General features: G+C 68.4%; 19 protein-coding genes. 7 read left to right on the forward strand and 12 right to left on the reverse strand.

Annotated features, from left to right (window positions below; genetic code table 11):
• Positions 1-85: 85 nt before the first annotated feature.
• From DI276_RS20200 to DI276_RS20230, 7 genes are all read right to left on the reverse strand, one after another.
• Positions 86-1099, reverse strand: a complete 1014-nt coding sequence (locus DI276_RS20200; protein ID WP_112265616.1) for an ABC transporter substrate-binding protein — start codon at positions 1097-1099, stop codon at positions 86-88.
• 153 nt (positions 1100-1252) lie between these two features.
• On the reverse strand, positions 1253-1597 hold the full coding sequence (locus DI276_RS20205) for a hypothetical protein (RefSeq protein ID WP_112265618.1): 345 nt from the start codon (positions 1595-1597) through the stop codon (positions 1253-1255).
• 8 nt (positions 1598-1605) lie between these two features.
• Positions 1606-1920, reverse strand: coding sequence for a hypothetical protein (locus DI276_RS20210; protein ID WP_112265620.1), 315 nt, complete (start codon positions 1918-1920; stop codon positions 1606-1608).
• Positions 1921-1958: 38 nt separating this feature from the next.
• Positions 1959-2330, reverse strand: coding sequence for a hypothetical protein (locus DI276_RS20215; protein WP_198680767.1), 372 nt, complete (start codon positions 2328-2330; stop codon positions 1959-1961).
• A gap of 140 nt (positions 2331-2470) precedes the next feature.
• Positions 2471-2854 (reverse strand): roadblock/LC7 domain-containing protein, encoded by a 384-nt coding sequence (locus tag DI276_RS20220; protein WP_232836778.1) that lies wholly within the window; start codon positions 2852-2854, stop codon positions 2471-2473.
• Between the two features lie 19 nt (positions 2855-2873).
• Positions 2874-3500 (reverse strand): MarR family transcriptional regulator, encoded by a 627-nt coding sequence (locus DI276_RS20225; protein WP_157984820.1) that lies wholly within the window; start codon positions 3498-3500, stop codon positions 2874-2876.
• A 405-nt stretch (positions 3501-3905) separates the two neighbouring features.
• On the reverse strand, positions 3906-4583 hold the full coding sequence (locus DI276_RS20230; RefSeq protein ID WP_112265626.1) for a TetR/AcrR family transcriptional regulator C-terminal domain-containing protein: 678 nt from the start codon (positions 4581-4583) through the stop codon (positions 3906-3908).
• Between the two features lie 80 nt (positions 4584-4663).
• Here DI276_RS20230 and DI276_RS20235 point away from each other — a divergent pair, with 80 nt between their 5' ends.
• On the forward strand, positions 4664-5392 hold the full coding sequence (locus tag DI276_RS20235) for a DUF4386 domain-containing protein (protein ID WP_112265628.1): 729 nt from the start codon (positions 4664-4666) through the stop codon (positions 5390-5392).
• On the opposite strand, the gene DI276_RS20240 is transcribed toward DI276_RS20235, so the two are convergent.
• Entirely contained in the window at positions 5316-6341 is a 1026-nt protein-coding gene (locus DI276_RS20240; protein WP_112265797.1) for a LacI family DNA-binding transcriptional regulator, read from the reverse strand. The two genes, DI276_RS20235 and DI276_RS20240, sit on opposite strands and share 77 nt — an antisense overlap.
• A 73-nt stretch (positions 6342-6414) precedes the next feature.
• Here DI276_RS20240 and DI276_RS20245 point away from each other — a divergent pair, with 73 nt between their 5' ends.
• From DI276_RS20245 to DI276_RS20260, 4 genes are all read left to right on the forward strand, one after another.
• Positions 6415-7773: a ferredoxin reductase family protein gene (locus DI276_RS20245; RefSeq protein ID WP_112265630.1), complete on the forward strand. Its 1359-nt coding sequence runs from the start codon at positions 6415-6417 to the stop codon at positions 7771-7773.
• A gap of 220 nt (positions 7774-7993) precedes the next feature.
• Positions 7994-9232, forward strand: a complete 1239-nt coding sequence (locus DI276_RS20250; RefSeq protein ID WP_157984821.1) for a leucine-rich repeat protein — start codon at positions 7994-7996, stop codon at positions 9230-9232.
• A 257-nt stretch (positions 9233-9489) separates the two neighbouring features.
• Positions 9490-10941 carry a glycoside hydrolase family 43 protein gene (locus DI276_RS20255; protein ID WP_112265634.1) on the forward strand — a complete coding sequence of 484 codons (1452 nt, stop codon included), beginning with the start codon at positions 9490-9492 and terminating at the stop codon, positions 10939-10941.
• A gap of 29 nt (positions 10942-10970) precedes the next feature.
• Positions 10971-13712 (forward strand): beta-L-arabinofuranosidase domain-containing protein, encoded by a 2742-nt coding sequence (locus tag DI276_RS20260; RefSeq protein WP_112265636.1) that lies wholly within the window; start codon positions 10971-10973, stop codon positions 13710-13712.
• Positions 13713-13718: 6 nt separating this feature from the next.
• Here DI276_RS20260 and DI276_RS20265 read toward each other — a convergent pair whose 3' ends face one another.
• Positions 13719-14630: a LysR family transcriptional regulator gene (locus DI276_RS20265; RefSeq protein ID WP_112265638.1), complete on the reverse strand. Its 912-nt coding sequence runs from the start codon at positions 14628-14630 to the stop codon at positions 13719-13721.
• 216 nt (positions 14631-14846) lie between these two features.
• Between DI276_RS20265 and DI276_RS20270 the strand changes: the two genes are divergently transcribed.
• A complete protein-coding gene (locus tag DI276_RS20270; RefSeq protein WP_112265640.1) occupies positions 14847-15953 on the forward strand; it encodes a PrpF domain-containing protein in 1107 nt (368 codons plus the stop codon).
• A gap of 28 nt (positions 15954-15981) precedes the next feature.
• Positions 15982-17265: an SLC13 family permease gene (locus DI276_RS20275; protein ID WP_198680768.1), complete on the forward strand. Its 1284-nt coding sequence runs from the start codon at positions 15982-15984 to the stop codon at positions 17263-17265.
• Between the two features lie 49 nt (positions 17266-17314).
• Here DI276_RS20275 and DI276_RS20280 read toward each other — a convergent pair whose 3' ends face one another.
• The 3 genes from DI276_RS20280 to DI276_RS20290 all read right to left on the reverse strand — a co-directional run bounded on the left by DI276_RS20280 (position 17315) and on the right by DI276_RS20290 (position 24546).
• Positions 17315-18793: a non-reducing end alpha-L-arabinofuranosidase family hydrolase gene (locus tag DI276_RS20280; RefSeq protein WP_112265642.1), complete on the reverse strand. Its 1479-nt coding sequence runs from the start codon at positions 18791-18793 to the stop codon at positions 17315-17317.
• A 259-nt stretch (positions 18794-19052) separates the two neighbouring features.
• Positions 19053-22184: a sialidase family protein gene (locus DI276_RS20285; protein WP_198680769.1), complete on the reverse strand. Its 3132-nt coding sequence runs from the start codon at positions 22182-22184 to the stop codon at positions 19053-19055.
• Between the two features lie 124 nt (positions 22185-22308).
• The gene (locus tag DI276_RS20290; protein WP_232836779.1) at positions 22309-24546 is read right to left on the reverse strand and encodes a hypothetical protein; all 2238 of its coding nucleotides are present in this window, start codon (positions 24544-24546) and stop codon (positions 22309-22311) included.
• Between the last annotated feature and the right edge of the window lie 19 nt (positions 24547-24565).

The raw sequence follows: 24565 nt of genomic DNA on the forward strand, positions 1-24565 counted from the left end.
TGGTTGGCGGTCACAGCACTAACGCTGTAAAACAGCGAAAAGGGGCGTGCATCCCGCAGGATGCACGCCCCTTTGCGTTGGTGCGTCAGGCGAGCTTGGACACGCCCGGCTTCAGCTTCTCCAGCACCCACGGGATGTCGAGCGCCGTCGGGTAGCGCAGCGCCGAGATGGTCTCCATGTCGACGAGCAGGTAGTTGCCGCTCTTGACGCCGGCGCCGAGCTGGTTGCCCTCGAACGCGGCCTGCAGGTCCGGCGAGGTGAACGCGACGATCACCAGGTCCGCCTTGAGCTTGTCGTACTGCTCGGGCGTCAGCGTGCCGGTCGGGCTGCCGGACTCGTTCTTGGTCGCGTCGGCAACGGCCGGGCTGAGCGTGAGACCGGTCTGCTCGATCAGCTTGACCGCGAAGTCCTCCTTGGACACCAAGGAGAACATCTTGCCAGCGGTGTTGCCGACCGAGGCGGTGAAGGTCTTGCCGGTGGCCTTCGCGTTGTCGCCCTTGAACTTGGTGATCGCGGCCTCGGTGGTCTCGATGACCTTCTTGGCGTCACCGGTCTTGCCGAGCGCCTGCGCGACGACCTGAACGTGCTCCTGCCAGGTCTGCTTGCCCCAGTCGGTGGCGTACCCGACCGTCGGCGCGATCTTGGCGAGGTTCGGGTACTCCTGCTCGAGCCCGTAGCTGGACGTGGCGAGGATCAGGTCGGGCGTGAGCGCGCCGACCTCTTCCGCGTTGACCCCGGCAGCCGCGTTGACGATCTTCGTCTTGCTCGCGTCGAGCTTGCCCTTGAGCCAGCTGGGCACCGCGTCGGAACCGGACTTGTTGAAGAACGCGACCGGCGTGACGCCCAACGCCAGCGCGGCGTCGAGGTCATCGGTAGCCGTACCGACCACGACCACCCGCGACGGCGCCTTGGTGATCTCCGCGGTCCCGAACTTGTGCGTGATCTTCACCGGGAAGGCCGACGCGTCGGAGCTCGCCGGGCTCGTCGACTGGGTGGACGAGTCCTGCACCTGGCCACACGCGGCCAGACCGGCGCCCAGGACGGCGGCGAGAACGAGGCTTCCCAGCGCTCTGCCGGACGGACGAACCCTGCTGGACATGGCAACACCCTTTCGGTGCACGTGGTCAAGAGCGCGCCAAGTCAAGCAAGGCTAACCTAATTAAGCAAACCCTTCCCTTGCGACCCCGATCACGTTCACCCATACCTCACAGCCGGGTGGAACAGTGCGTGTCGGAGTGATCACCCAAGGGATTCAGCAGAACTTCGCTCGCGCGGCTTCCGCGTCCGCGCCGTCCAGCCAGACGATGTCGTGGTCGATGCCGCGCAACCGGATCACGCCGGCCGTCAGCTCGTTTTGGGCCTCGGTCTCGTCGTAGATCGCCTGCAGGTACTCCGCGGGATCCACCATGACCGCGTTGAGCTCCAGCACCTCGCGCGGTCGCTCGTCGCCCGTCTTCACGACGTCCTTCTTCAACAACAGGTGTCCGGACGTCTCGTGCTCCCGTTCGAGCCGCGCGACCCTGTCACCGAATCCGGCCAGGTCCGGCGCCAACGGGATCGGGTCGGCAAAGACGTCCCGTCTGCGGAACAACGACATCACCCACCTCAGCCGAAGATCGTCGTACGAATCCGGTCAGCCTCGACGTCGTCCAGCCAGCTGACGCGGAAGGCCGTGCCGTACCACTCGAGCATCGACGCGGCGAGTTCCTCCTGCGCGCTCTCGACCCCGGGATCTGCACGGTCCTCGAACCGCCAGCCGGAGGGTTCCTCCGCGTCCGTCCGAGCGAAGACCATGTCGACGTAGGTGACCGGTTTCGGCGACGGCATCATCTCGGGCACGGTGACGAGCAGGTAGCCCGCGAACTGCTCGGCACGCCGTACCACCGCGACCCGGTCCGCGTACTCGAACACCTGCTCCATCACCGTTCCCGCCTGCCGAGGATCTGCCGAATTGTGCACTACACCTGCAGATCAGCCTCGATGCGCTTGAGCTGGTGCCTGGCCAGCGCCAGGTTCGCTACGTCTCTCTCCAGCACCAGGTAGAGGAAGAGCGAGCCCCTGGCCTTCACGCCACCCATCAACCGGATCAGGTGGTACTGGCGGTGCAACGTGATCAGGATGTCCTCGATGCTGTCGTTGAGCCCGAGCGACTGCATCACCCGCAGTTTCGACCGGACGACCTCGGTGTTCCCGGCCGCCGCGATCTCCAGGTTCAGCCACTCCCCGCCACCGCTGGAGCCGAGCGACATCCCGCTGTCGTAGTCGACCAGCGCGACGCCCACGGCGCCGGAGATGGACATGGCCTCTTTCAGCGCAACATCGATGTTCATCAGATTCCACTTCTCCATGTCAACTGGCGATCGAGACGACCTCGATCTTTTACGGAAACGTCCCCACACAGCCGTCCACCAGAACGAACCAAGTGCGGACACGCGCTTTTTGCCGCTCACCCGATGCCAACCAAGGGGTGTTAAGAGGTCAGGATCGAGCTGACGCGCTCGACCACGGGCCTGGACTCGTGCAGCAGCCGGCCGAGATTCAGCCCCTTGTCCCCGAGCGCGACCATCAACGACATCCGCCCGACGGCGTACACGGCCATGTATCCCTCGGTGCCGAACACCACGGTCTGGGTGAGTGCGCCCAGCCCGATCACCTCCGCCGCCTGCCGCGCGATTCCGAGATCGGCGGCGGCGAGCGCGGATATGTGCGCGGGTTCGACGTTCTTCGCCACATCGGCGATGATGGGAATCCCGTCGGACGCGGCTATCACCGTGTCGGTCACTCCGGTGACGTTCTCCCGAAGCCACCGCAACTCGACGGCCAGGGCGTCGTAGTCCACAAACTTCCTTCCCACTGCGGCAAGGTCGAAGAGTTCAGACAGGGCGCTCCACCTCCGTGACCTCCGCCCGCGGACGCAACGAGGTCAGGTCCCCGTGCGAAAAGCTGAACGACGTTGCAGGCGAGGCGATTTCCAGCAGTTCCTCACTCAACATCCGAGAAATCTCCACCACCACGGGATAGACCCCGCGCCCCACCGCAAAGGCGATGTCCCGCGCAGTGCGCCGTCCCGTGGCGTGCGCGACGATCTCCCGCCGCTCCGCCGTCGAGACGCCCACCCCGGACACCGCCACGACGCGATCCCGGTAAGGCGACACCGGGACCGGCAGCGAAGCGACCACGTCCAGCCGGCGAGCCGTCTCCGACAACAGCAGGTCCGGGCCGATCCCCTCGTCCACCGCCAGCGGAGTCACCTCGGCGGAGTCGCCGCTGACGACGCACTGCTCGATGTCACCGGCGGCAACGGCGAACGCCGCGTCCTGCAGCGCGGCCAGCGCTACGACCTCGACCTCGGCCGAGCCGATGGACCCACGAGCGACGAGCGCCGCCCGAACGGACCGCGTCCCAACACTCTCCACCAGCGCAGCGGTCCAGTCCTCCGCGCTGATCCTGCCCGAGCTCAACAGCAACGTGTCCGCACCGGGCGAACCAGGGCTGTCCACCGCGATCACCACACCGTCGCGCAGGTGAAAAAGTCCGCCCGCATTGCCCAGAACGCGCAATGTTCCGGTGACTCGGTCCTGGTGGCACCGCGTCAAGGCATCCGCGAGCACGTCGAACGCAGACCGACAATCGGGTCTCAGAGGTAACTCCGGGTTATTTCGGGGATTACAGAGCGAGTTGATCGGCGAACTGGTCATCCAATCGAGTACTTCCCCTCGTTGAAAGAGCCACCGCCACCGCTACTTCTTACCCTCCGACATGACCCACCCACATCGGGTGCCACACGATCGAGTGAAACATTCCAGCTCGGGTAACAATCTGATGCGCCTGCGAGCGAAATAGCCGCCGTCAATGCATCAAATACCACTCCGCAAAACAGACCCGCCATCAGCGATCGGGGCCGTTCACCTGCGCAGGCGTTCCAGCCCGTCCAGCAGCAGGTCGAGCGTGAACTCGAACTCGACCTGGCTGTCGCACCACCCGAGTGTGGGGTCGGCCTGGTCGTGGATCTCGGCCGCCAGCATGGAAGTCAGATGCGGCAACGCCTCGGCCATCGCGGCCAGATCCGCCTCGGCGGCCTCGTCCTCCATGCTCCCGCCGGCCGACGCAGGGCTGAAGATCTCCTGCACGAACCCGAGCGGCATGCTCCCGAACGCGTGCAGCGCCCGGTGCGCGAGGCGGTACGAGAACCCGGCGCCGACGAGCGTGCCGACGATCGAGTCGTAGTAGGCGTACACGCTGGCCGGGACGGTCCGGCGGGTGCCCAGCAGCCCTGGCATCCACGGGTGGCGCAGCATCACCTGACGCGCCGCGAGGAACTGCTCGCGCAGCCGCGCACGCCAGTCGCCGCCGTCCACGTCGAGGCCGGCGATGTCGACCTCGGCGATCACGGTTTCGACCACGCCGTCGAGCAGGGCCTCTTTGTCGCGCAGGTGGTAGTAGAGCGACATGGCCTCGACGTGGAGATCGTCCGCAAGGCGACGCATCGTCAGCGCCTGAATCCCGTGCGCATCGGCCAGAGCGACCGCCGCGGCCAGCACGCGCTCACGACTGAGCGGCTTCCGAGACGCCTTCGCTGCCACCGATCTCCCAACTCTTGTCCGCACCTTACCGCGTGTGCTTACCTTACAAGGTAAGGTGCCTTACAACGTAAGGGAGCGCCATGACCGCGCCGATCCGCACAGCCCGCACCACCGGACTGCTCTACCTGGGCCTCGCCATCACCGGCTTGTTCGGTTTCCTGGTGATCCGGCCGCAACTGTTCGCCGCCAACGACCCCGGCACGACACTCGCCAACCTGGTCGAGCACGAATCGTTAGCGCGCGCAGGCATCGCCTTCGAACTGCTCGTCGTTCTCACCCAGGCCCTCGCCGCGATGTGGTTCTACCGCCTGTTCCGCAACGCGGATCCGGTCAACGCCGGCGGTGTCGCCGCTTTCGGCCTCGTCAACGCGGTCGCGATCCTCGGCAGCGCGGCGATGCTGGCCACGGCCGTCGAGGTCGCGCACGCCCCGGCCGGGGACGCGGCGGCCACCGTCCAGCTGCTGTACCTGATCGCCGGCAACCTGTGGAACGTGGGAGCGCTCTTCTTCGGCCTGTGGCTCATCCCCATGGGCCGGTGCGTGCTCCGCTCCGGCTGGATGCCCCGCGGCCTCGGCTGGACCCTCATCGCCGGCGGCATCGGTTACGTGCTCAGCACTTTCGCCAAGTACCTCGTCCCGGACGTGCCGCTCGTCGCCGACGCCCTCGTGCTGCCGTCGATGGTCGGCGAGTTCTGGATGATCGGCTACCTGGTCATCCGGGGCGTCCGTCCGGTCACCGCGCAGTGGACCGGCGAGGGATCAACAGCGGCTGCACAGACCGACGTCGCTCCACCCCGGACCGGCCGTTGACGAGAGCGATCAGCACGTCGACCACTTCCTCGCCCACCCGGTCCGGACGCAGACTGGCCGTGGTGACGGGCGGAGTCGTCGCCGCGTAGTCCGAATCCTCGCTGATGCACGCCACCAGCAGATCCCGCGGCACCTCGAGCCCGCGGTCCGCAGCGGCGGCGAGGACGTTGTGACCGGAGTCGGAGTACACGCCGACGACGGCGTCCGGTCGCGGATCGCGGTCGAGCAGCCGGCCGACCGCGTCCCGTTCGGCCGTGAAGTAGTCGGGCAGCGAGGCGTACTCCTCGAAGAGGACGGACGTCTCGCGTTCGGCGCACCAGGACGCGTAGGCACGTCCGATCTGTTGCGGATAAGCGTCGTCGTGCAGGGGCAGCGTGAGCCCGATCCGCCGGGCACCGGCCTCCGCGAGGTGGTCCAGCAGCAGGCGCACGCCCGCGTCGCAGTCGGTGTCCACCCACGCGTCACCGCTGCGCGCCCGAGGTGGCCGGCCTTCGGTCACGATCGGGATGCCGCGCTCGCGCAGCAGGGCACCCACCGGGTCGTCGGCGCGCGGTCCGACGTGAATGACGCCGTCCATCGGCGTGTTGAGCCACATCCACGGCGACAGCGAGCTCGGCAGCACGACGAGCAGGTAGCCGCGTTCGTGCGCCGCCGCCATCGCGCTCAGCACCAGCTGGGCGTAGTACGGGATCTCGGTGTAGGAGACGGGCAGGTCGCCGTACGTCGTCATCGTCAGGCCGAGCACACCCGTGCCGCCGCTCGCCGTGGCTCTGGCCGTGCTGGCCTGGGCGTGCCCGAGCTCGCGCGCCGCGGCGATCACGCGCTGCCTGGTCGCCTCGGACAGCCGTCCGGTGCCGTTGAGCGCGTTCGACACGGTGGCCGTGGACACCCCGGCCCGCGCGGCCACGGCCTCGAGCGTGGGACGCCGCCAGACATGTGTGCTCTTCATGTCCATCTCAACAGGCTCGGTGCCGGCTTGTGCTTAAGACGTTAATCACTCAACCTACCGGCCCAGGAGTTTCATGTGGACGAAGGGGACGCCGGTGGAGGCGAGGACTTCTCAGGTACGGCACCGCGCCGTGCCCCCGATCGTCGCAGCGCGGTGGGCGCTGTGGACGTTCATCGTCGTCAACCTGCTGATCGTCGAGGTTCTCTTCTTCACCGCGGGCAGCGGCAAGAACGGGATCCTCACGGTCGCCAAGTTCGTCGGCCTGCACGCCGCCGTGCTGATGCTGTGCCAGCTGCTGCTGGTGGCCCGGCTGCCGTGGCTCGACCGGCGCATCGGCATGGACCGGTTGACGGTCTGGCACCGGTGGGTCGGCTTCACGTTGCTGTGGACCATCCTCAGTCACGCCGTGCTGGTCGTCCTGGGCTACGCGACGCTCGACAACGCGTCGATGGGCAAGACGTTCCTCGCACTCGCCGGAGTGCCGGCCTCGCTGCTCGGGATGTGCGCCGCGTTGATCGTCGTCGTGGTCGGCGTGGTCTCCACCCGCAACGTGCGGCGCCGGCTGCGGTACGAGACCTGGCACGGCCTGCACCTGCTGCTGTACCTCGCGCTGGGACTGGCGTTCGTCCACCAGCTGCTGGAGACCACGACCTTCACCTCCTCCGTGTTCGCGCGGATCTACTGGTGGGCGATGTGGCTCTTCGCGTTCGGCGCCCTGGTCACCGGACGGATCGTCATGCCGCTGTGGCGCAACGCCTACCACCGCTTCGAGGTCGCCGCGGTCGTGCCGGAGTCGGACAACGTCGTGTCGGTGCACGTCACCGGCCGCCACCTCGACCGGCTGCCCGCCCAGGCCGGCCAGTTCTGCATCTGGCGGTTCCCCGGACACAACCACTGGTGGCACGCGAACCCGTTCTCGCTGTCGGCGGCACCCGACGGCCGCACGTTGCGCCTCACCGCCAAGGCGGTCGGCAGCGCCAGCGCCGGCCTGCGGAACGTCCCCGTCGGGAGCCGCGTGTTCGTCGAAGGGCCGTACGGGGCGTTCACCTCGTTGCACCGGACGCGGCCAGGCGCCCTGCTGATCGCCGGCGGAGTGGGGATCACGCCGATCCGAGCCATGCTGGAGGAGGAGACGGTCGGCGACGTCGTCGTGCTCTACCGGGTGCGCAGTGAGAGCGACGCCGTGCTGGCCGACGAGGTGCGAACCCTGGTCGAGGAGTGCGGTGGGCAGCTGCACCTGCTCACCGGACGCACGGCGGAGGGGGCATCGCCGTTCGAGCCGGAGCGCCTCCGCGCCCTGGTGCCCGACGTGACCGAACGCGACGTGTACGTCTGCGGGCCGGGCGGAATGACCGCGGCGGTGCTCAAAACCTTGCGCAGCCTGAAGGTTCCGGACCGGCAGGTCCACTCCGAACGCTTCGGGCTCGCCTGACGAACGGCATGTTAGCGTTCACATCACTGTGAAGCGCAAAGCTGTCCTTGTCGTCATCGGAACCGTCCTCGCCGCCGCGGGTGTCGGAGCGATCAGCCTTGTTTCAGGCGGAAACTCCGCTCCGACGCCCGCCGCCATCGAGTCCGCTGCCTCAAGCGCGTCCGCAACGACGACCACGTCGTCCGCAGCGTCCACAACGCCAAGCGCGGAACGGAAAGCCGTGCAAGAAGCACGGTTTCCGTACCAGGACGGGACGCTGCCAGCGGACCCGGCCGCCGATCCCGGGCCGGATCCGGTGTTCGCCGCCGATCCCGATCTGCGCCGCGCCGACGGTTACAGCTACCAGCCCAGCAAACCCGGTGACCACCAACTGCCCGCGGGAACTCGCGCGTTCCAGTACGACGTCACCACCAACGCGCTCAAGACCCGCCTGGCCGAGCGCAAACCGGAACTGGCCAACGCGACCGGGATCGCGCTGTACCTCACCGGCGGCACCGCGCTCTCCGACGCCGACCTCGCCGCACTGCAAGGCGTGCACCGCGACCTCGGCCTGACCAAACTCACCCGGCTGCACGTCTACAACCTGCGCAGCATCCAGGGCGGGCGGGAGTGCACCCCCGCGTCCGGGCTGCCGTGCGCGGGTCAGCAGGCCCGCGGCGGCAAGTTCCCCTACCTGTGGCACAACGGCTGGTGGGACACCTGGGTCAGGCAGCTCGTCCTCGACGACCTGGAAGCAGTGCCCGACGGCGCGTTCAGCAACCACAACTTCAGCGAGGTGAGCCTGCGCGGCGCCCGGTCGATCGGCGTCATGGCGTTCGGCCACGGCCCGTACGCCAAGCTCGGCACTCTGTACCTGCCCAGCGCCCGCACCATCGCCCACGACGCCTTCCGCCGCAACCAGTACCTGGTCAAGGTGAACCTGCCGGCCGCAGTCGAAATCGACGACTTCGCGTTCGACGACGCCTCCCGCCTGCAGTACTTCACCGCACCCCAACTGAAACGGCTCGGCCGCAACGCGTTGAACGACAGCCATGAGCTGATCTCGGTCAACCTGCCCAAGCTGGAATACCTGGGCATCAACTGCTTCGACCTGAACGGCAAGCTGATCGGGCTGCGCCTGCCCTCCCTCGTCGAGTTGGACAAGAACGCGGTCACCGGCTTCGCGAACCTGCGCTGGGTCCACGCGCCCCGGCTGACCACGGTGTGGCACAACGCCATCACCAACAACGCCAAGCTGACCACGGTCGTCGTGCCGAGCGTCACCCGGCTCGGACCGGGCGCACTGCGGGGCAACGCCGCGCTGACCGCGGTCCACCTGGGCGCGACACCGCCGCGGCAGGAGGCCGACGTCTTCACCGCGAGCCCGAACGCGACGGTGTTCCACACCGGCGACCCTGCGGCGTGGGCGAACTTCAAGCCGTCCGGCGCCCCTGGGCTCCCAGTCCGTCTCAAGCCCTGATCGCACATCTTTCGACTCTTGATGTTAACGCGAACAACACGCATACTTCCTGCGGCCCTGCAGCCACGCGAGGAGTCCGCAGCATGAATGCCATCGAACTTCCCTGCCCGCGCAACAAGAGACGCGACCTGCGCAGAGTCATCACACAGCGGCACGGCAATTCGTCGAAGACCGCAGGCAGCTCCTTCGCGTAGCAAATGTTAGCGCTAACTCAAGCGCACCCTCTTTGCCCCGACCAATGAAGATCGGAGCACTTCATGAACCGCACACTGTCGCGCACAGGTGCCGCCCTGCTCACGGCGTTGCTCCTGCTCGCTGCTCAACTCCTCGTCACGGTGAACCGGGCATCTGCCGCCGACCCGTTCACCGGCTACCTGATGGCGCACTTCACCGGTGAGACCGCGATCGGTGAGCAGATCTACCTCGCGCACAGCAAAGACGGCCTGCACTGGAACGACCTGAACCACGGCGCACCGGCCCTGCTGTCCACTGTGGGCACCAAGGGCGTGCGCGACCCCGCGATCGTCCGCTCCCCCAACGGTGACCGGTACTGGATCATCGCGACCGACCTGCGCATCGCCAGCGGCACGTCGTGGAGCGACGCGGCCAACCGCGGCAGCACCTCGCTCGTCGTCTGGGAGTCCACGGACCTGGTCAACTGGTCCGCGCCGCGGCTGCTCAACGTGGCCGGCGCGATCTCCGGCGCGGGCGACGCGTGGGCGCCCGAGGCGATCTTCGACCCCGCCACGGGTGACTACGTCGTCTACTGGGCGACGAACGCGACCCTCAACGGCGTCAAGAAGCACCGCATCTACTCCGTGCGGACCCGTGACTTCCGCACGATCAGCGCACCTGCCCTCTACATCGACCGGCCGGGCAACCAGGGCATCATCGACACCCAGATCGTGGAGTCGCCCACCAGCGTCGGCGGCTTCCGCTACTACCGCGCCTCCGCGGACGGGCACATCACCATCGAGGGCAGCAACACGATTCTCGGCTCCTGGACCAGGATCGGCGACCTGTCCCACATGGGCATCTCCAACGGCGCCACCGGTGGCAACGTCGTCGAAGGTCCTATGTGGATGCCGTTCAACGGCCGCAACGAGTGGGCGCTCTGGCTGGACCAGTTCGCCACCGGCCGCGGCTACATGCCGATCACGTCGACGAACCTGGGCAGCACCAACAACTTCCGCACGGTGTCGGACTACGCGCTCGGCAGCACCCGCAAGCGCCACGGCGGGATCATGAGCCTGACCGCCGCCGAGGAGAGCCGGGTGCTGGGCAAGTACGGCGTCACCAGGCCGACCAATCGCCTGCAGTCGTTCAACTTCCAGGACCGCTACGTCCGGCACGCAGACTTCGACGTGCGCATCGACCCGAACGTCAGCCCGCTGCAGGACTCCCAGTTCCGGCTCATGCCCGGACTCGCCGACTCCGGCGCCGTGTCGTTCCAGTCGGTGAACTACCCCGGCTACTACCTGCGGCACCAGAACTACGACTTCGTGCTCGCCCCGAACGACGGCAGCGCGCAGTTCCAGGCCGACGCGACCTTCCGCCAGGTCGCCGGGCTGGCGTCGTCGTCCTGGAGCTCTTTCCAGTCCTACAACCACCCCGACCGCTACCTGCGCCACTACGCGTACCAGTTGAGGCTCGACCAGATCACCACCGCGACCGCGCGCAGCGACGCCACGTTCCGCGTGACCAGCTGATCACCTGCGAGATTCGACAGGGAGCACCCATGTCCTCCTCCACACCGTTCAACCGCCGCAGGTTGCTGCAGGCGGCCGGGGTCGCCGCCGTCGCGACCGCCGTCCCCGCCGGGGTCCCGGAGCTGGCCCCGGCCGCCGACGCCGCGGTCGTGCCGCCGGTCCGTCCCGACATCGGCGTCTCGGCGTTCGAGTTCGACCTCGGGCAGGTCCGGCTGTCGTCCGGCCGTTGGCTGGACAACCAGAACCGCACCTTGTCCTACCTCCGGTTCGTCGACGTCGACCGGCTGCTCTACAACTTCCGGGCGAACCACCGCCTGTCGACGGGTGGTGCCGCACCGCTCGGCGGGTGGGAGGCACCGGACTTCCCGTTCCGCACGCACAGCCAGGGACACTTCCTGAGCGCGTGGGCGCAGGCGTGGGCGGTGCTGGGCGACACCACGTCCAGAGACCGGGCGAACTACATGGTCGCCGAGTTGGCCAAGTGCCAGGCCAACAACGCGACGGCCAGGTTCAACACCGGTTACCTGTCGGGGTTCCCCGAGTCCGACTTCGACGCGATGGAAGCCGGTTCGCCCAAGTCCGTCTCGTACTACTCGCTCCACAAGACCCTGCAGGGTCTGCTGGACGTCTGGCGGTACCTGGGCAGCACCCAGGCGCGGGACGTGCTGCTGCGCTTCGCCGGCTGGGTGGACTGGCGGACGGGCCGGTTGAGCACCGCCCAGATGCAGGCCGTCCTCCAGACGGAGTTCGGCGGCATGAACGCCGTGCTCGCCGACCTGTACCAGCAGACGGGAGACTCCCGGTGGCTGGTGACGGCGCAACGGTTCGACCACGCCGTCGTGTTCGATCCGCTGGCGTCCAATCAGGACCGGTTGAACGGCCTGCACGCCAACACCCAGGTGCCGAAGTGGATCGGCGCTGCCCGCGAGTACAAGGCGACCGGCACCACCCGCTACCGCACCATCGCGTCCAATGCGTGGGACATCACCGTGGGCGCGCACACCTACGTGATCGGCGGCAACAGCCAGGCCGAACACTTCCGCGCGCCCAACGCCATCGCCGCCTACCTCAACACCGACACGGCCGAGGCGTGCAACACCTACAACATGCTCAGGCTGACCCGCGAGCTGTGGCAGCTCGACCCCAACCGCGCCTCGTACTTCGACTACTACGAACGCGCCCTGCTCAACCACCTGATCGGGCAGCAGAACACGGCCGACCCGCACGGGCACATCTGCTACTTCACCGGCCTCAACCCCGGCCACCGCCGCGGCAACACCGGACCTGCCTGGGGCGGCGGCAACTGGAGCACCGACTACGGCACGTTCTGGTGCTGCCAGGGCACCGCGCTGGAGACCAACACCAAGCTCGCCGACTCGATCTACTTCCACAACGGCACCACGCTCACGGTGAACCTCTACGCGCCGTCGACGCTGAACTGGTCGGAGCGCGGCATCACCGTCACCCAGACCACGACCTACCCGGCATCGGACACCACCACCCTGACCGTGACGGGCAACGTCAGCGGGTCGTGGACCATGCGCCTGCGCATCCCCGCCTGGACGAGCAACGCGACGATCAACGTCAACGGCGTCGCCCAGAACGTCACCGCCACCCCCGGCAGCTACGCGAGCGTGACCCGGTCCTGGACCTCCGGCGACGTGGTCACGCTGCGCCTGCCCATGCGGGTGATCATGGTGCCGGCAAACGACAACCCTGCGGTCGCCGCGATCACCTACGGCCCGACGGTGCTGTCCGGCAACTACGGCGACAGGACCCTCAGCGCGCTCCCGTCGCTCAACCCCGACTCCATCACCCGCACCAGTTCCTCGGCGCTGGCCTTCACCGCGACCGCGGACGGCGCGACGGTCAACCTCGGGCCGTTCTACGACGCCCACGGCCACAACTACACCGTCTACTGGAACGTCGGCGGTGCCACCGGCTCGGGCTACCGGCTGTTCAACGCCGCCAGCGGCATGGTGCTCGGCATCCGGGACATGTCCAAAGCGGACGGCGGGCTGGCGCTGCAGTGGGGTGACACCGGGACGGCGGACCACAACTGGCAACTGGTCGCCGACGGCACCGCGGTCCGGCTGCGCAACCTCAACAGCAACAAGGTCCTGGGCGTGGAGAACATGTCCACGGCCGACAACGCCCGCGTGCTGCAGTGGGCGGACACCGGCACCGCCGACCACCGCTGGACGATCGTCGACAACGGCGACGGCACGCACAAGATCCGCAACGCCAACAGCGCCAAGCTGCTGGGCATCCTCAACGGCTCGACCGCCCAGGGCGCACAGGCGGTCCAGGACGCGGACAACGCCAGCACGGACAACAACTGGCGGTTCGTACCGACCGGTGCCCGGCGCGTCCAGAACCTGGCCAGCGGCCTCGTCCTCGGCGTGCAGGACATGTCCACAGCGGACGGTGGCCTGGCGATCCAGTGGGACGACAACGGCACCGCCGACCACCTGTGGACCGCCGTGCTCGACCCCGACGGGTACTTCCGCCTGCGCAACAGCAACAGCGGCAAGGTCCTCGGCGTGGAAGGCGCCGCCACCGGCAACGGCGCCCGCGTCCTGCAATGGGCGGACAACGGCACCGCCGACCACAAGTGGCGCCTGCGGTACGGAGCGAACGGCTACTTCCGCATCCAGTGCGCCAACGGCGGCCGGGTGCTCGCGATCAACAACGGCTCCAGCTCGCGGGGCGCGCAAGTGGTCATCTGGGACGACAACGGCACCAACGACCACCTCTGGCGCTTCATCTGACCGAGGTCAGGCCTTGGTCTGGTACTCGCGGGCGACGTCGACCAGGAGTTGGTGCATGGCGAGTTCTGCTGGTGCGCGCAGCCGGTCCTGGCGGTGCGCCAGCAGAACTCGCCGGGCCGGCACGTCGGTGCCGAGGGCGAGCACGCGGACGTCCGGGATCGGGTTGCGCACCGCGGTCCTGGGCGCGAGTGCGACCCCGAGCCCGACGCTGACCATGGCCTGCGCCTCCTGGTAGTCGTTGGCCTCGAACGCGATCTTCGGGGTGAACCCGGCCGCGCGGCAGCTGCGTTCGAGCACCTCGGCCACCGGGTGGTCGTGCGCGCGCACGATCCAGTCCTCGTCGGCGAGCTCGGACATGGTGGTGAACCGCTTGCGGGCGAGGCGGTGGTCGGCGGCGACGACGAGCACGGTCGGATCGTCCAGCAGCGGGGTCAGCGAGATGTCGGGCACGTCGACGCGGTTCCACGCGTAGTCCCACAGCAGCGCGATGCCGACCGTGCCGTTCTCCAGCAGTTCGACGAGCTCGTCGAACCGGGTGCTGCGCACGTCCAGGCGCAGGTCGGGGTACTGGCGGCGGAACCGGCTGACGACCAGCGGCAGCAGGGCGCTCGCGACGGTCGGGAACACCCCCACCGCGATGGTGCCCCTGCGCAGTCCCGCGAGCTCGGCGAGGTCGGCCTCGGCTGCGCTGAGCCGGCGCAGAACGTGGCGAGCGTGACCTGCCAACAGGGCACCCGCCTCGGTGGGGCGCACTCCCCTGGCCTGCCGGTGCAGCAACGGTTGCCCGGCCTCCACTTCGAGCCGCCGCAGCTGCTGCGAGACCGCGGACGGCGTGTAGCCGAGCTGCTCCGCGGCGGCGGTCATCGAACCCGTGTCCACCACGGCCGCGAGCAGCGCCAGGCGCCGCACGTCCAACATGGTCGCTCCTCGAAAAAGTCCACTGCGCTCAGTTCACTGCTTGATGACTTCCGTGCAGCTTAGCTTCAGGCTGCTGTCTTCCACTTCAGCTGCACTTACGTTCAATCTGCCCACTGATCAGGCCCACAACGGCTTCGCTGAGCGTGAAGCGTTACTTCATAGGCATGCAGATTCTCGTGATTGTGTTCAACCTCGACGAGAGTCACGGTTGCCGCCATGCGAGAGATATCGGCGACGTGGATGCGCGGTGGCACCAGCAAGTGCTGGGTGTTCGAGCGCGATGTGCTCACGGTGCCCGGCCGCAGCGTCGACGACGTGCTGCTGCGGCTGTACGGCAGCCCGGACCCGCGCCAGGTCGACGGCGTCGGCGGGGCGACCTCCACCACCAGCAAGGCCGTCGTGCTCGCCAGGAGCGATCGGCCGGGCGTCGACGTCGAGTACACGTTCGCCCAGATCGGCATCGCCGAGGGGCGGGTGGACTGGACGAGCAACTGCGGCAACTGTTCGGCGGTCGTCGGGCCGTACGCGCTGCGGCGCGGCTGGGTGGTGCCGACCGGCGACGTGACCACCGTGCGGATCAACAACACCAACACCGGTCAGCTGATCGTCGTCGACGTGCCGACCCCTTCCGGCCAGGTGACCGAACAGGGCGCGGACCGCATTCCCGGTGTGGTTCAGCCAGGGCTCGGAGTGCAGCTGTGGTTCGTCGATCCGGCGGGCCGCACGACCGGGGCGTTGCTGCCCACCGGCAACGCCGTCGACCTGGTGGACGGGGTGCGCGTCACGCTGCTCGACGCCGGGGCACCCGTTGTCCTCGTCCCCGCCGACGAGGTCGGCGTGGACGGCGAGGCCACTCCGGCCGCACTCGACGCCCAGGAAGAGCTGCTGGGCCGGCTCGACCGCATCCGCCGCATCGCCGCAGTCCGCATGGGTCTCGCCGCCGATCCCGCCGCAGCCGCACGGGCCACCCCGAAACTCGCCCTCGTCAGCGCCGGCCGGCCAGGGCGTTCGGACGTGACGGTGCGGATGTTGTCCATGGGACGAACGCATCCCGCGCTGGCCATCACCGGCGGCGTCGCGCTCACCGCCGCCGCTCACACGGCGGGTACGGTCCTGTCCGACTTCACCGTCGGCGAGCAGGAGGTGCTGCGCCTGGACACTCCGGCCGGCGTCGTGACCACCCGCGCGGGCACTCGCGACGGACTGCTCGCGATCGGGGTCACCCGGACCACGCGGCGCATCGGCGACGCGACCCTCGTGCTCCCCGACGACGAGCCGTTGGAGCCCACCCTCCCGGCACTGGCCGCCGCCTCGGCCTCCTGATCCGGCCGAACGACCACAAAGGACAATGATGTCTGCACAGCTGATCGCGATCCTGGTTCTGGGCGGCATGTTCGTCGTCGCCACGGTGCTGCCCATCAACATCGGGATCCTCGCGTTGGTCGCGTCCTTCGTCGTCGGCACGTTCGTGTTCGGCCTGGAGGACAAGGAGATCTTCGAGGGATTCCCGGTCTCGCTGTTCATCACCGTCGTCGGAGTCACCTACCTGTTCTCCGTCGCCAAGCAGAACGGCACGATCGACCTGTTGGTGCAGGGCGGAATCCGGCTCGTGCGAGGTCGCGCGATCCTGGTCCCGTGGGTCCTGTTCGCCGTCGCGGCCACGCTGACCGCGTTGGGCACCTTCACCCCGGCGGCGGTCGCGCTGCTGGTGCCGATCGGGATGAGCTTCGCCTTCACCTACCGGATCAGCCCGCTGATGATCGGCATGATGGTGATCTGCGGCGCCCACGCCGGGGCGTTCTCCCCGATGGCGGTGTCCGGCGCGCTCGTGTACGGCATCGTGGCGAAGTCCGGTCTGACGATCTCGCACGCCGCGTTGTTCTTCGCCAGCATGGGATTCAACCTGCTGCTCGCCGCCGGCACGTACGTGTTGCTCCGCCGTCGTGGCGAGGAGAGCTTCGTCGAGCAGCCGGACGACACCGCGGGTGATGACGTGCCGACCGGCGGCGGTGTCGCCACCGCGGTCAAGCCGAAGACGGTCACCTGGCACCAGCGCGCCACGCTCGCGGCGCTGGTCGTGCTCGTGGTCGGCGCACTTGCCTTCCACCTGCAGATCGGCTTCCTCGCGCTCGCCGCGGGTGCCGTGCTCGCCCTGCTCGACCGCGAGAACCTCGGCAAGGCCGTCGAGGGCATCAGCTGGCCGACGATCCTCCTGGTCGCGGGCATGGTCACCTACGTGGGAGTGCTGGAGCACTCCGGCACCATCGACTGGGTCGCGAACGGCGCGGTCGGGCTGGGAGCTCCGTTGCTGGTGGCGCTCGTGCTGTGCGTCATCGTCGGTGTCACGTCGGCGTTCGCCTCGTCGACTGCGATTCTCACCGCGACCATCCCGATGGCGATCCCGTTGCTGCTCACGGATTCCCTGCCAGTCGTGGGGGTCGTCGCCGCCATGGCCATCTCTACCACGATCGTGGACGTCTCACCGTTCTCCACCAACGGCGCACTGGTCCTCGCCAATGCGCGCGGCGTCGACCGGAACCGCTTCTACCGGCAGGTCATCTCCTACACCTGTGTCATCGTCGCCCTCGGTCCGATCGCGGCTTGGGCGGTGCTCGTCCTGCCTGGCTCGTTCTGATCGCTTGGTGGCCAGACGGACGGACCGTCTGGCCACCAAGGCGTTCTCACTAGCGTTGCAGCGTCAGCACTCCTGGCCGGTACGGCAGGAGGCCGTAGGGCGTGCCGTCAGACCTCGGGTCGCGCCCCTGGTACAGGAACTGCATGTTGCAGGGGTCGATGGTCTTGGTCTGGTCGGGGTTGGTGCGCAGGATGTCACCGTGGCTGATGTCGTTGGTCCAGGTGACACCGGTGTTCGCCCTGCTGGCGAAGGGATTGCTCTCGGTGGCGGCCTGCGGCGTCCACGTGCCGTCCAGGCTGGTGGCGGTGAACGAGCGGAACCAACGCCCGCGCGGGCTCTGCGCCTCGACGATCATGAGGTACTGGTTCTGGTCCTTGACCTTGTAGACCTCGACCGCCTCGAACAGGTTTTCCGCCGTGTCACTCATGATCTTCGTGTAGCTCGAGCCGAAGCTGCCGGGGAAGTTCCCGAGCGGCATGCTGGCGCGGTAGATGCCGCCGAGGTCGTCGGCGAAGAACATGTACATGTTCTTGTCGTCGGCGATGAGGGTCTGGTCGATGGGCCCCCCGACGGGGAGAGTGCCCGAGAACAGCTGCTGCTGCGCGGACCAGCCGTTGGGGTTGGTGGGATCGCTCGAGGTGCGGTAGGAGAAGGTGTCCGGCCAGCCCCACTGGTAGGCGAGCACCCAGATGTTCTTCGGGGCGAAGTAGAACAGCGTCGGCGCGACGGGGTTGAAGGGCAACGTGTGCTGGGTGGCACCGGCCATGTCGGACCAGTTCGTGAACGGGCTGAAGCTCGTCGACTGCCAGGCGTCCCCGGAGTCGTGCGTCGTGGCGTAGACGAGCTTCTGTCCGTTGTGGACGACGGCGGAGAAGTCCTTGAGCGAGACCCATCCCGCCTTCGGCTGCGCCAGCGGGCCGGTCGAGGTCCAGCGGTACGTCGACGGCAGCGAGCACGAGCTGCTGCCCCCGTCGACCCGGACGAGCTGCCACTGCTGGTTGCTGCCGTTCCAGTCGCTCCACTGCACCACACGGGCGCCGTCGGCGGCCGAGGCTCCCTGCACCTCGACGGCCTTGCCGCTGTTGCGGTTGAGCAGCCGGACGTACCCGCCGTCGGAGTCGGCGAGCCGGAACTGCTGGTTGGTGCCGCCGTTGTCGGCCCACTGCACCATGCCCGCACCGTCGGCGGTCGAGGCACCCTGCACGTCGGCGACCTTGCCGGAGTGCCGCGCGCGCAGCTTGTAGTAGCCGCCACCGGCGTCCACGAACTGGAACTGCTGGTTGTTGGCGTTGGAGCGGGCCCACTGGATGAGGTTGGCACCGTCGGCGGTAGACGCACCGTTGACGTCAAGAGCCTTGCCACTGCTGCGGTTCACCAGCACGTACCAGGCGGTGGTGTCCACCGTGGCAGCCGATGCCGACGTGGGGACCACCGCCGTGAGCAGCCCGCCCACCACGGTCACGACTGCCGCGGCAGCCCACCTCGGCCGCCATCGCGACCTCGTACCGCGCCAAAACCCAACCGACATGGCAGCTGTCCTTTCTCGCCATTGAGACCGTCGACCTGAGGCATGCCGCACCAGATTGTTAGCGCTAACATTCACCGATGAAGTTGCAGGGCAGGGAAACGCAAGGGTTCAGGAATAAAGCCATCCAGCAGTGCGGCGGAACGCTCCACGGAACTGTGAGCGATAACATTCATCGCGTCAAGATGTAACGGGACGTTTTCCTGACTGCGTCTCAGTACGCCAGTTGGGGGCCAGACAGAGCCCGGCCCCCACCTCCCGGCTACGACGCGTTGGTGAAGGGCAGGTGCACTGCCGTCACCGGACCGAAGTCCGCGTTGCCCGTCAGTTCGCCGTCGCTGAGCGCACGGCGGTGGACCCGGAACTCGTCCAGCGTTCCCTTGAACCGGTTGGTGCCGTCCGGCTTGACCCCGAGCCGGATGCCGTCGACGGCGAACGTGTCGCCGGAGGTCAGGGATCCGGCGACCGGACCGCTCGACCGGTTGTTGTCGACCAGCAGTTCCAGGGTGTTGCCGGAACGGCGGATCGTGACGAGGTGCCAGGCGTTGTCACCGAATCCCACCGCTGCCGAGGAGTCGATGACGGCCATTTCGTACGCGCCGGTGTCGGTCTGCAGGTAACCGTAGAACCGGTCCTTGCCGGGCTGGGCCCGCAGCCACAACGACCTCTCCGCGGCGCCGGTGCCGTAGGCCCACAGCACGACCTGGTCGGCGGTCGCGCTGGTGGCGGAGTACTTCACCCAGGTCGAGATCGTGAAGTCATCGTCCGCCAACGCGATGCTCGGGCGGTACGGCAGGTAGGCCTCGTCGTCCGTGCCGTCGAACTGCAAGCCCGTGCCGTACCGCCCCGCGCCGACGACCGGACCGCCGAGCACCTTGGCCGGCCCGCAGTGCACCGAGGCGTCCGGGGTCTGCGGCCCGGTCACGGGATCAACGACGTCGTGTGCCTGAGTGGTCTGGCCACCGAACCTCCACCACAGCGCGGGCAGGTCGGCCGGGAACCGGGTCGTGGCCGCCGTGGTGAGCTCCGCGGCGGTCAGAGCGCGGTGGTACAGCCGGAAGTCGTCCAGCGAACCCTGCAGCACGTCGGTCCCGTCCATCTTGGACCCGAGCCGCAGGCCCTTGATGCCGTCGGCCTGGTCGCCACTCACGGATCCGGTCAGACCGGAACCCGTCGCAGGACTTCCACCGTCGACGCTGAGCTGGACCTGACCGCCGGTGCGGGTGAGAGCGAGCAGGTGCCAGGCGTTGTCACCGAACGCCGTCCGACCGGCCACGGAGTCCGGCAGTGCCACACCCACCGACGACGTGCCGGTTTCCAGCCAGGCGAACAGCCGGTCCTGCCCGGGTTGTGCCCGCACCCAGACCGAGCGCTTGCCGGATGTCGTGCCGTACGCCCAGATCAGCGCCTGGTTGGGCGTGCTGGACGTGGCGCTGTACTTGAACCAGGCGGCCATGGTGAAGTCGCCTGTCCCGAGGTCCAGGGTCGGCGAGAACGGCGCTTCCACGCCCGGATGGGCAGCGTCCACCTTCAACGCCCTGCTGCCGGGACGGCCGTCCTCGGTCTGGATGCCGCCGAGCACGGTCGCCCTGGCGCAATGCCCGGAGACGTCCTCGGTGATCGGCAGGGCGGTCCTGCCCGGCACGACCGCGCCGTCGATCCTCGCCATGGCCAGGTCCAGCACCTGCTTGCCGCCGCGGGTCAGCTCGACGTCCTTGATCCGACCGGCCAACGCGTCGCTGACCCCCGCGTCCTGCTTGCCGCCAAGGCGGATGCCCGTCACGCCGGAGCTCACCACCCCGGCGATGCCGTTCGCGGTGGCCGATGCCGTGCCCACCGTGAGCCGCAGCTGGCCGCCGGTCCTCGCGACGGTCAGCTGACGCCAGGTGTTGTCCCCGAAGGCCACCGTGCCGCTGCCGTCCTTCACCGAAGCGCTCGCGCCACCACCAGAACCCTCGACCCACGCGGTGACCTGGTCATCACCGGGTTGCAGGCGCACCCACAGCTGAGGCACACCCGCACCCGCGCCGTAACCCCAGACCAGCACCTGGTTCCGCGTTGCAGCCGTGGCCTGGTACCGGAACTGCAGCGAGAGCGTGAAGTCGCCACTGCCCGGATCAATCGTCCGCGTGTAGGGAATGTCCGCGTGGTCGCCGGTGCCGTCCAACAACAGGCCGTCGTTGATGGTCGCGTTCCCCTTGAGGTACGCGTCATTCGCCTCGGGCGTGCTGTCCGGGGTAGAAAGTCCGGCGCCCTGGGCCGGTTGGCTGGACGGTGTTCCGATGGTCGTGCCCGGCAACCCCAACTGGGCCGGGGTGAACCGGGTGAACCGGATCTCGTCGGCGGAGAACGTGGTCCCGCCCTCGTACAGCAGACCGACCTCGCCGCCAGGCAGCTCGGCGAGGTCCGAGTAGCCGGAGCGGTCGTTGGTGACGAGCCCGTTCGGCGCGCTGGCCCAGGTCGTGCCGCGGTCGGTGGAGTAGCGGATCCGCATCTGCTTGCGGTCGTTGGGATCGGCCGGAGCGGAGAAGATCAGGACGTCACCGGGTGTGCTCCGGTAGGTGTTCTTCAGCGCCAGCACCGAACCCTGCACGTTCGGCGTGACCAGCGACGGCACCAACGAGAACTTCGGCATCGTGGTGCCGCCGTCGGTGCTGACCGCCCTCGCCCGGTGGTCGCTGTCGTCGACCTCGTTGCGCGCCCCCGCGTACACCGAGCCGTCCGGCAGCTCGGTCACGACGATCTCACCGGGGCTCAGCACACCGTCCACATAGGAGTTCTCGGTCCTGCTGGCCTGCCAGGTCGCGCCGTGGTCGTCGCTGTAGAGCACGCCGGCCAGCACGACGCCGGTGGCCGGCTTCTGGTGCGCGCCGACGATCAGCCGGCCCGCGTGCGCGCCGTGTTCGAGCTGGATTCCGTGCGCCGGGCCGGTGGCGAACCAGCCGTCGTTGGTACCGTCCATGCTGGCACCCAACGGTTTCGGCGCGGTCCACGTCAGGCCGTCGTCGGTGCTCTCCTGGATCCACGGCAGCCGCTTGCCGGTGGGCGTCGCCTCGTTGGACGTCGTGATCAGCAGGATCTTGCCGGTGGTCCGGTCGATCACCGGCACCGGGTTGCCGCGCGTGAAGGGCGCGAACGGCTCGGTCGGCGTGCCCTGGGCGACGACCCGGATCGGTCCCCAGGTCCGGCCGTCGTTGGTGGAGCGGCGCACCACCAGGTCGATGGCACCGCGGTCGCCGCACGTGGGCGACTTGCGGGCCTCCGCGAACGCCAGCAGCGCACCGGACGCGGTTCTGGACAACACCGGGATCCGGAAACAGCCGTAGCCGTTGGTGCCGCCCCGATACAGCACCTGATGTGCGCCGACGACGCTCACACCGCTGGCACTCGCCACAGCCGGCAGGAAGGGCAGGAGAAGGAGAACAGGTAGGAGAATCCGCAAGAAACGCACTGTCACACCAATCATGACAAAGGCGGGGCCAGGCTTGGCCTGGCCCCGCCTGAACTGTCTGGCCGAGTTACTTCCGTGAGTAGAAGCGCGGAACGCCGTTGATGGTGATGAAGCCGAACATGACGGTCTGACCGGAGGAGTTGAGGAAGCTCATCGTGGTCGGGTCGCTCGACGCGGGGTCGGAGCTCTCGGCACCGCCGATCTTCTCCGGGGCGCCCCACGTGTTGCTGCCGGTCGCGGTCTCGTAGAACCGGTAGATCTCGTCGTTGGTGCCGCGGTACGACACCGCGATCCGGCCGAGGCCCTGGTCCTTCTCCGCCGTGGGCGCACCCGCGATGACACTGGTACCGATGGCCTGCCACTCGGTGGGCCACGCGCCGCTCTGGTCCTGCAGCTTGGTCTGGATCAGGCCGTCGGCCCCGCGCACGAACAGCTGCGGCACGAAACCGGGACGCAGCACCACGTCGGGCTTGCCGTTGAGGCCCTGGCCACCGAGATCGGTCCACGCCGACAGGCCACCGTCGTCGTAGTACTGGATGGTCTTCATCGAACCGCCGCCGGTGACACCGAAGATCCGGACACCGCCCTGCACCTCGACGGTGCGCACGGTGCCGGGCACCAGGTCCTGGTCACCCAGGCTGCGCCAGAACGGAACCGAACCGGTGTGCGCGTACGCCCACAGCCTGCCCGCGCTGTCGGACGCGAACAGCACGACCGTGCCGTTGCCGAGCTTCGCGGCCTCCGGCGGTGCGGCCATCGAGCCGCCCAGGTCCACCCACGGGTCCCAGGTCGCGGTGGCCAGGCCGGTCTGCGTGCGGGACCACACGGAACCGTTCGGCCGCAGGGTGAAGATCTTCATCTGGCCGCTGGGCTGCAGCTGGGTGATGGCGGGCTGTCCGGTGAACGACTGCCCTTCGGACAACACCGTCCAGGTGACGGCGCCCTCGACGTCCACCTGAGTCTGCAGACCCCAGCGGATGTCGCCGCCATCGTCCACATAGGTGTGGTGGAGGTAGCCCGCGGGCGCGGTGTCCGTGGGCGCGGCCATCGTCATGGACATCTTGGAGTCCTGCTCAACCGGCACGGTCGGCACCGGGTCGGCGAACCAGCCCTGCAGGTCCACGATCACGTGCGCGGGCTGGGAGCTGCCGTTGCGAATGCGGATCTTGCCGTCGGTACCCGGCTTGAGCACCATCATGTTGCCGCGCCAGACGTTCGCCTTGAAGTCCATGACGGTCAGCGCGGGCTCGGTCGTGCCCGCCGGCCACGCCTTGAGGTACCCCGCGGCTTCGGGGGTGACGATGATGTTGATCGCCGCACCGGCCACGCCGTCGGTCGCCATCCCGGTGATGCCGCCGACCTGGACGTCCATGACGGCGTTCGCGCCCAGCGCCACGCCGTTGCCCGCGGTCCGGGTGTTGACCAGGCGCTTGGTCAGGTCGCGCAGCCCGGCGCCGGAGTTGGACACCTTGCCGAAGTAGCCCTCGACGTTGACGACCAGGTTGATCGGATCGGGCCCGTTGTTGCGCAACGTCACCTTGCCGTCGGTCGACAGTGCGAGCACCGCGCCGGACTGCGTGGATCCCACCTCGTGGTTGAACACCGCCCGGTTCACCGAAGTCCCCGGTCCCGCCGACACCCAGCCCGCCTTGGTGGCGCTGGGCACCAGCAGGTTCACGAACGCCGCACCCGCGCCGGCCGGAATCACGCCGCCGGTGAGGGTCACCGTGCGCGAACCGCCGGACGGGATCGTGCCGGTCGTGGTGCCGGTGCCGTTGCGGGTGTCGACCACCCTGGTGTGCGCCACCGGGACGAAGCCGCCGCCGGTCGCGCCCTGTGCGCTGGTGAAGTAGCCCTGCACCTCGGCGACCACGTGGGTCTTACCGGCCGCGTTGTAGACGTTCACCTTGCCCTGCGGGCCGAGTTTCACCACGGCGACGTTGGAGATGTCCTCGCCCACGCCCGCCGAGATCATCGTGGTGCCCGGCCGGGCCTGACCGTCCGGCCACAGCACGGCCCACGTCGCCTCGGTCGGGTTGAGCAGCGAGATGCGCATGACCACCGAACCGACGCCGGTGGTGGGCACCGCTCCCCCGGTCACCGTGAACGTGGTCGTGCTGGCCTCGCCACGCTCACCCGTCGCGCCGACGCCGTTGCGGGTGTCGAGCACGATCGGCGACGACGGCACGGGGACGTAGTCGCCGCCCTTGCCCGCCGCGTCGGCGTGCGCGACCGGCGCGCCGACGACCTGCACCACTGTCCCGACCAGACCGGCGACCAGCACGGCCGCCAGCCTGGCTCTCATCTTTCTGAACACGGCGTCA

Origin of the sequence: Lentzea terrae, assembly GCF_003265345.1 — a bacterium.
Taxonomy (GTDB): Bacteria; Actinomycetota; Actinomycetes; order Mycobacteriales; family Pseudonocardiaceae; genus Lentzea; species Lentzea terrae.